This window comes from Tabrizicola sp. (assembly GCF_041913445.1).
Taxonomy (GTDB): domain Bacteria; phylum Pseudomonadota; class Alphaproteobacteria; order Rhodobacterales; family Rhodobacteraceae; genus Tabrizicola.
This window is the reverse complement of sequence record NZ_JAYSFG010000005.1, coordinates 217,716-226,002: the sequence shown is the minus strand read 5'-3', so window position 1 is coordinate 226,002 and position 8,287 is coordinate 217,716. Positions and strand designations below refer to the sequence as shown.

Genomic DNA, 8,287 nt, shown 5'->3' with positions numbered 1-8,287 from the left:
GTCGAAGAACGGGGTGGCGGCGTCGCCCGGTGCGTCGGCCTATTGCACCGCCAAGGCGGCGGAGATCCACCTTGCGCGCTGCATGGCGCTGGAGGGTGCGCCGATGGGAATCCGGGTCAACGTGGTGAACCCGGACGCGGTGCTGCGCGGATCGAAGATCTGGAAGGGCGAGTGGTCGGAACAGCGCGCGGCGTCGAACAAGATCGCCGTGTCGGAGCTAGAGGAGCACTATCGCAAGCGCAGTCTTCTGCAGCGGTCGGTCTTCCCCGAGGACATCGCCGAGGGGGTCTACTTCTTCGCCAGCGACCTGTCGGCGAAGTCGACGGGGAATTTCCTGAACGTGGACGCGGGCAATGCCGTGTCCTTCACGCGATAGGGGGCGGGGATGCTGGTTTCCGAGGATCTGGTTGGCAGCCTGAACGAAGCGGCGAAAGCGGCGCATGAGGATGAGTTCGGGGCGCTGGGGCGGAAGCTCTCCCGCCGTGGCGTGGACATCGAGGCGCTGGTCAAGCGGGCGATGGACTGGTCGGTGGCCGTGCCCTCCTGGGGCGTGGGGACCGGGGGGACGCGGTTCGCCCGCTTTCCTGGTCGGGGAGAGCCGCGGAACATCCACGACAAGCTGGCCGACTGCGGGGTGATCCAGCAGCTGACGCGGGGCACGCGGACCGTCAGCCCGCACATCCCGTGGGACAAGGTTTCGGACTACAACGCGCTGCGGCAAGAGGCGGCGCAGTATGGGCTGGGGTTCGACGCGGTGAACTCCAACACCTTCCAGGACCAGGTGGATCAGGGCTTGTCCTACCGCTATGGGTCATTGGCGAACGCCCGTTCGGATACCCGCGCGCAGGCTGTGGCGCACAACATCGAATGCATCGAGATCGGGAAGGCCCTGGGTGCGCCCGCGCTGACGGTGTGGATCGGCGACGGCACGAACTTCGCCGGGCAGCAGAGTCTGGGGCGCATGTTCGAGAACTACCTGTCGGCGATGGAAGAGGTCTATGCGGCCCTGCCCCCCGGAATGGCGATGTTCATCGAGCACAAGATGTACGAGCCGGCCTTCTATTCCACGGTGATCAGCGATTGGGGCTCATCGCTGATGGCGGCACAACATCTTGGGCCGCGGGCGAAGTGCCTGGTCGACCTTGGCCACCACGCGCCCAACGTGAACATCGAGCAGATCGTGGCGCGGCTGGTCCATGTGGGGCGGCTCGCGGGGTTCCACTTCAACGACTCGAAGTATGGGGACGATGACCTGGATTCGGGTTCGGTGGACCCGTTCCGGCTGTTCCTGGTCTTCAACGAGCTGGTCGAGGCCGAGCTGCGCGGGGCCAAGGGGTTCGCGCCCAGCTACATGATCGACCAGAGCCACAACGTGACCGACCCGATCGAAAGCCTGATGAGCTCGGCGGTGGAGATCGCGCGGGCCTATATCCAGGCGTCCTTGGTGGACCGGAAGGCGCTGACCGAGGCGCAGGAGGCCAATGACGTGATGGCTGCGCACCGTTGCCTGAAGGCCGGGTTCCTGACCGACGTCTCACCCATCCTGGCCGAAGCGCGGATGCGGCAGGGCGGGGCTTACGACCCGATCGCCGCCTACCGGGCCAGCGGTTACCGCGACCGGGTGGCGAAGGAACGGCCAGAGGTGAAGGGGTCCTCATCTGGGATCGTCTGACGCGCCGGAGGGGAGGCCGGGGGGATGACAAAGCACTCGATCATCGACGAAAGCCATGCCTTCTGGGACGAGGTGGTGCATCCATTCTTGGCCGCGCGCTTCCCGGAGGAAACGATGCAAATGGCGGCGGGGGTGTTCGGCTATGGCTCCGAAGTGCTGCGGCTGGATGACGAGTATTCCACCGACCACCACTTCGGCCTGCGGGTGAATGTGCTGCTGCCCGAGAGCGTGATGCAGGCGCGCGGGGCGGTGATCGAGGACGCGCTGGCCGAGGGTCTGCCGCAGGTCTGGCGGGGCCGCGAGTTGCGCGAAGGGTATACCCGGACGAAAGGCGTGGCGCTGGGATCTCTGGAGCATCACCTGCGGTCAACCATCGGGCTGGACGCTCCACCGAACAGTCATTCACAATGGCTGGCGATCCCCGAAGAGGACATGATGCACGTCATCGCCGGGGAGGTCTGGCATGACCCCTCGGGCCGGTTCTCTGCCGTGCGGGAGGCCCTGGCGGCCTACTACCCCGAGGAGGTTCGGCTGCGGCGGCTGGCGCATTGGTGCCGCTATTTCAGCGGCATGGGAGTCTATGCGCTGAAGCGGGCTTTGCTGCGGAACAACGAGCTTTACGCGAACACCACCTTTGCCCGCAGCCTGCGCTGGGGGGTACAGATGGCGTTCCTCCTCGACCGGCAATACTATCCCTATGACAAATGGCTGACGGTCATGTTCCACCGCCTGCCCCGGATGGGGGCTCGGCTGGCGGCAATCGTCGAGGAAGCGCCCAAGCTTTCGACGCCTTGGGAGCGGAAGCTGGAGCTTCTGCACCAGATGTCCGATCTGCTGGACCAGGCGATGGTCGAGGACGGGCTGATCGCGCCGCATCCGCGTTACAAGGTTTCGGCAACCTCGGGCTACCGGTTGCTTGAATCGGCCTATGCCGAGCTGATCCGCAAGTGCCCGGCCGAGATCCGGGGCATCGTCCCGCAGTGGGAGCAGGTGCATTGGGAGGGGTTCCACTCTGAATTCGTCGCGGGCGTGGGGCTGGAGGACTGGCGGCGGATGCTGCTTCTGGAGGAATGCGAATGAACGGTTATGAACGTGTCATGGCGACGATCAACCACAAGCCGGTGGACCGCACGCCCATCGACTGCTGGCTCTACCAGAAGCAGTTCCTGGAGCGACTGGAGGCCGATTACGGCCCGCGCGAGAAGTTCATCGAGGAGTTCGGGATCGACGTCTTCGTGGGCCTGATGCCCTTTCCGAACCAGCACGGCCGCAAGTTCGATATCCACGAACTGGCCGATGTCCCGCTGGAGGACCCGAAGCACCCCAAGTGGCTGAACTTCACCGACTGGAACTATGATTTCGGCGGCACGAACATCGCCACCGCGATCCGCGACCACAAGGGCAAGCGCTGCGTCCTGGCGCATTGCTGGGGGATGGTGGAGGGGACGTCGTCGTTCCTGGGGATCGAAAATTGCTGGATGAACCTGGGCGGCAACCCGCAACTGATGGCCAATTTCTTCGACCGCTATGCCGACTGGATGTGCGTCCAGGTCGACCAGATGATCGAGGCCGGGGTGGACATGATGACCCTCTCGGACGACTGGGGGTCGAACGGCACGATGCTGTTTTCCCCGAAGTCCTGGCGGCAGCTGATCAAGCCCTATGCGATGCGGGTGGTTCAGCACGCAAGATCCAGGGGGATGCCGGTCAACCTGCACTCGGACGGCTACATCCTGCAGGTCGTCGATGACATCATCGAGATGGGTTACACCTCGTGGCACCCGGTACAGGAAAGCGCGGGGATCGACCCGCGTGAGGTCAAGGCGAAGTGGGGCGACAAGATCGTCATCTACGGCTCGCTGGACGTGATCGACGGGTTGCTGAAGTACGACGGGGATGAGCTGGACGAATATATCACCGAACGCTTCGGCATCTATGCGCCGGGCGGCGGGTTCATCTTCAACGGCGGGCACTTCATCCAGCCGGACATCCCGCCGATGCGTCTGGTCCGGGCGTACCGGCTGGTGAACAAGCTCGCGGCGCAGTACGGGACGCTGCAGTGAAGGCACCGGAGGGCACGCTCTGGATCGGCCCGGCGCATCCGTTCGACTTGCGCGACGCGTATGTGAACTTTCGCTCGGATTTCTCGCTTCCGGCTGTGCCGGGCGAGGCTGTCTTCCGGCTGAGCGCGGACTCCCGCTATCGGCTTTGGGTCAATGGTGTATTCGTCGGGCGGGGACCAGAGCGGTCATGGCCTTCCTTGATGGCCGTAGATGAACGTTCGGTCACGAATCTTCTCCGGGTGGGGATGAACCGGGTTGCCGTGCAAGTCTATTCCCCCGGTCATTCCCATTTCGCCTACGTCCATCGCGGGGCCTGCGGGCTGATCGGGTGGCTGGAGGTGGACGGGAAGGTGGCCTTGATGACCGGCCCGCAGTGGAAGACGCGGCGGGACCGGTCGTGGTCGGATCGGGTGGAGCGGGTCTCGATCTACGGCACGGGGGTCGAGGACCGGGACCTGCGGCTGGAGGAGGATTGGCTGGAGGCAGATGCCTCTGCCTGGGACGCGGCGCGGGTGGTGCAGGGGGCACAGGGGCCGATCTGGCAGAGCCTCCGACCCAGGGCGACAGTTTTGCCGCTGGAGGAAGTGCGCGTCCTGGAAGAGCCTTGGCAGGTGCGGGTCGGAGGGTCGGTCGCGGCTACGGGTGATCCGCACACGGATCTGCGAAAAGCTTTTTCAGTGTCGAAGGCAGGTGCGGCCCCTGCCCTTCTACCAAAGGGCACCTCGTCCATCTGGGTCTTCGACCTTGGCGAAAGCCGGGCCTGTCTGGGCGGGGTCGAACTGACGGCGGCTGGGGGAGAGCGGCTGTTGGTTTCCTATGCCGAGAAGCTGCGGGAGGGGGAGCTTCTGCTGCCCGACCCGGAGACCTATTGCCGGATGCGGCCCACCGACCGCTTCACGCTGCGGCCCGGGCGGCAGGTGGTGGAGGGCTTCACGCCGCGGGGCGCGCGGTATCTGGTGTTTGCGCTGGAGGGGGGCGGGGTGTCTCCGGCTCCGAAGTTCCACACGCGGCTGCCGGTGACGCCGGTGGTGGAGCGGCCTCTGCCTCCGCTGGACCCGGTGCTGCAGCGTGTGGCGGAGATGTGTCGCCGGACGACGCTGGCCTGTCTGCAGGACGGCTTCGTCGATGGCGTCTGGCGCGAGAGCAGTCTGTGGCTGGGCGATGCCGTGGCGCAGGACTGGGCGCTGCGGGGGATTTCGGATGATGCGCGGCCGCTTCTATTCGCCATCGACATGGCGGCGGAGGGGGCGGATGCGGAAGGGTTGTTGCCGAGCGTCTTGCCGGGGGAGGTCCCGGCCTATGCAGTGACGGACTACAACTTCTCTTGGGTTGAGTTGTTGGCGGGCTGCGCGACGCATCCCGGCGTGGCCGAGCCGGAGGTGGTGTGGCAGCGGCATTGGGGTATTCTGGTCCGGATGCTGGAGAGGATGGCGTCGTTCCGGGCGGCGGACGGGCTATTACGCAATCCGCCGGGGCGGCGGCTGTTCCTGGACTGGTCCCCGATGAGCCGGGTGGAGCCGAATCTTACGCTGAACCTTCGCTATCTGCATGCGCTGCGGCTGGCGGCAGGAATGGCGGAGAAGGTCGGGCGGACGGCGGATTGGGCGGAGCAGGCGGGGGAGTTGGCGCGCGCCTTGCAGGGGCACCGGGGGCCGGACGGGTGGACGGAAAGCCCGGGGGGAGAGGCGGCCAGTCAGCTTGGGCTGGCGCTGCTGGTCCTCACTGGGGTGGTCGACGGGGCGGAGACCGAAGGCCTGGCGGACCGGATCGTGGCGCGGTCACTCGACCTGCGCGACGGGCCGGTGGAGGGCCAACCGGCGCTGGCCAGCCCCTTCATGCATCACTACCTTTTCCTTGCCCTGCAACGGCTTGGCCGCCGGACGGACATCCACGCGATCATCGCCGCCCGTTGGGGCCGGTGGGTGAGCGAAGGCCGCGTGACCACGCCGGAGAACTGGTCGATCGACTTCCCGGACGGGTCCGCCTGCCACGGCTTCTCGGCCCACCCGCTGGGGTGGCTCTAGAAGTCCAGGTTCTCGACCGAGAGCGCGTTCTGCTGGATGAAGTCGCGTCGGGGTTCCACGACGTCGCCCATCAGCTTGGAGAAGATGTCGTCCGCTTCGGCCAGGTCGTCGACCTTGACCTGCAACAGTGTCCGCGCCTCGGGGTCGAGGGTCGTCTCCCACAGCTGGTCGGGGTTCATCTCGCCCAGGCCCTTGTAGCGCTGGAGGGTCAGGCCCTTTTCGCCCTCGGCCAGGATGGATTTGAGGAGGTCGATGGGGCCATGGATCGCCTGCTCGCGGTCCTTGCGGACAAGGCGGGCGGGGTCGCGGTAGATGTCGCGGTACTGGCCGGCGATCTGGGAGAGCTTGCGCGCCTCGCCAGAGCGGAGGACGGCGCCGTCCAGGGTGCGGAGTTCCTCGACGCCGCGCAGGATGCGGGACAGGCGGATGCCGTGGTCCTGGGTGATGCGGCCGGACCAGCCGCGCTCGAACTCCGGCGCGATCAGGTTCAGGCGCTTGGCGACGGTGTCGGCGACGAGTTGCAGATCGGCGTCGGCGCGGCCCGGGTCGAAGGCCCCGGCGAGGGCGGCCTGTTCCAGGATCGGGCGGGGGTAGTGGGTCGGGAAGGCGTCGAGCACGCGGCGGAACTGGCGCGCGCCTTCGATGACGCGGGCGAGGTCGTTGCCGGCGATTTCCTGGCCGTCTTGCAGGCGGAGGACGGCGCCCTCCGTGCCCATCTCGATCAGGTAGTCCTCCAGCGCGGCCTGGTCCTTGAGGTAGACCTCGGACTTGCCGCGGGCGACTTTGTAGAGGGGGGGCTGGGCGATGTAGAGATAGCCGCCTTCGATGAGCTGGGGCATCTGGCGGAAGAAGAAGGTGAGGAGCAGCGTGCGGATGTGGGCGCCATCCACGTCGGCGTCAGTCATGATGACGACCTTGTGGTAGCGCAGCTTGCCGATGTCGAATTCGTCGCGGCCGATGCCGGTGCCGAGGGCGGTGATCAGGGTCCCGATCTCCTGGCTGGAGAGCATGCGGTCGAAGCGGGCGCGTTCTACGTTCAGGATCTTGCCGCGCAGGGGCAGGACGGCCTGGTTGGAGCGGCTACGCCCCTGCTTTGCGGAGCCACCGGCGGAGTCACCCTCGACCAGGAACAGTTCCGACTTGGCGGGATCGCGTTCCTGGCAGTCGGCCAGCTTTCCAGGCAGAGAGGCCACGTCCAGCGCGGTCTTGCGGCGGGTCAGTTCGCGGGCCTTGCGTGCAGCCTCACGGGCCAAGGCGGCCTCGATGATCTTGCCGACGATGACCTTTGCGGGGCCGGGGTTTTCTTCAAACCACTCGGCGAGCTTTTCGTTCACCAGGTTCTCCACCGCCGGGCGGACTTCGGAGGAGACGAGCTTGTCCTTGGTCTGGGAGGAGAACTTGGGATCCGGCACCTTGACTGACAGCACACAGGTCAGCCCCTCGCGCGCGTCGTCGCCGGTGAAATCCACCTTCTCGCGCTTGGCAATGCCGGAGGACTGGGCGTAGGCCGTGATCGTGCGGGTCAGCGCGCCGCGGAAACCGGCGAGGTGGGTGCCGCCGTCGCGCTGGGGAATGTTGTTTGTGAACGGCAGTACGGTTTCGTGGTAGCTGTCGTTCCACCACATCGCCACTTCGACGCCGATGCCGTTCTTTTCGCCCACCATGTAGATGGGCTCGGCCATCACGCTGGACTTGGAGCGATCGATGTACTTGACGAATTCCCGCACGCCGCCTTCGTAGAAAAGCTCGATCCGCTGGGGTTCGGCGTGGCGTTCGTCTTCCAGGATGATGCGGACGCCGGAGTTCAGGAAGGCCAGTTCGCGCAGGCGGGTTTCCAGCGTCTTGAAGCTGTAGTCGAGATTGCTGAAGGTCCCATCCGGCCGGTTGGTCTTGGCCGAGGCGAGGAAGCGTACCTCGGTCCCCTTGCGGCCGGGGGCCGGGCCGACCTCATGCACGTGGATGGTGCAATCGCCATCCTCGAACCGGGCGCGGTATTCGGTGTCGTTACGCCAGACCGTCAGCTCCAGCCATTCCGACAGGGCGTTGACGACGGAGACGCCGACGCCGTGGAGGCCGCCCGAGACCTTGTAGGCGTTCCCGCCCTCATCCGTGTTGTTGAATTTCCCGCCGGCGTGGAGCTGGGTCATGATGACCTCGGCCGCCGAGACGCCCTCCTCGGGGTGGATGTCGACCGGGATGCCACGGCCGTTGTCGCGGACGGAAACGCTGTCGTCGGCGTGGATTTTCACCACGACTTCGGTCGCGTGACCGGCCAGCGCCTCGTCGATACCGTTGTCCACGACCTCATAGACCATGTGGTGGAGGCCCGAGCCGTCGTCGGTGTCGCCGATATACATGCCGGGGCGCTTGCGAACCGCCTCCAACCCTTTGAGAACCTTGATGGAATCGGCACCGTATGAGGCGGTGTTCTTGGGCTGGTCAGCCATGCGCGGGAAACCCTTTACGTTGTGCGCGACTTATAGCGGTTTGACGGGGGAATGTCACCCCTGGGCCACAAGATTTGGGGG

6 protein-coding genes are annotated in these 8,287 nt (G+C 65.9%); 5 read left to right on the top strand and 1 reads right to left on the bottom strand.

Translation table 11 applies throughout. From position 1 onward, the window contains the following. From ACE3Q6_RS08765 to ACE3Q6_RS08745, 5 genes are all read left to right on the top strand, one after another. Positions 1 to 376 (top strand): SDR family oxidoreductase (locus ACE3Q6_RS08765; RefSeq protein ID WP_374431059.1); only part of this gene is annotated, 376 nt, incomplete at its 5' end. 9 nt (positions 377 to 385) lie between these two features. Then, entirely contained in the window at positions 386 to 1,672 is a 1,287-nt protein-coding gene (gene rhaI, locus ACE3Q6_RS08760) for an L-rhamnose catabolism isomerase (protein WP_374431056.1), read from the top strand. A 24-nt stretch (positions 1,673 to 1,696) separates the two neighbouring features. Then, entirely contained in the window at positions 1,697 to 2,752 is a 1,056-nt protein-coding gene (locus ACE3Q6_RS08755; protein ID WP_374431054.1) for a DUF4037 domain-containing protein, read from the top strand. Next, complete coding sequence (locus ACE3Q6_RS08750) at positions 2,749 to 3,735, top strand: uroporphyrinogen decarboxylase family protein (RefSeq protein ID WP_374431052.1); 987 nt, start codon at positions 2,749 to 2,751, stop codon at positions 3,733 to 3,735. Before ACE3Q6_RS08755 ends, ACE3Q6_RS08750 begins: the two co-directional genes overlap by 4 nt. Positions 3,736 to 3,980: 245 nt before the next feature. Then, positions 3,981 to 5,759, top strand: coding sequence for a hypothetical protein (locus ACE3Q6_RS08745; RefSeq protein ID WP_374431048.1), 1,779 nt, complete (start codon positions 3,981 to 3,983; stop codon positions 5,757 to 5,759). Here ACE3Q6_RS08745 and gyrB read toward each other — a convergent pair. After that, positions 5,756 to 8,206 (bottom strand): DNA topoisomerase (ATP-hydrolyzing) subunit B, encoded by a 2,451-nt coding sequence (gene gyrB, locus ACE3Q6_RS08740; protein WP_374431046.1) that lies wholly within the window; start codon positions 8,204 to 8,206, stop codon positions 5,756 to 5,758. The two genes, ACE3Q6_RS08745 and gyrB, sit on opposite strands and share 4 nt — an antisense overlap. Positions 8,207 to 8,287: the final 81 nt, after the last annotated feature.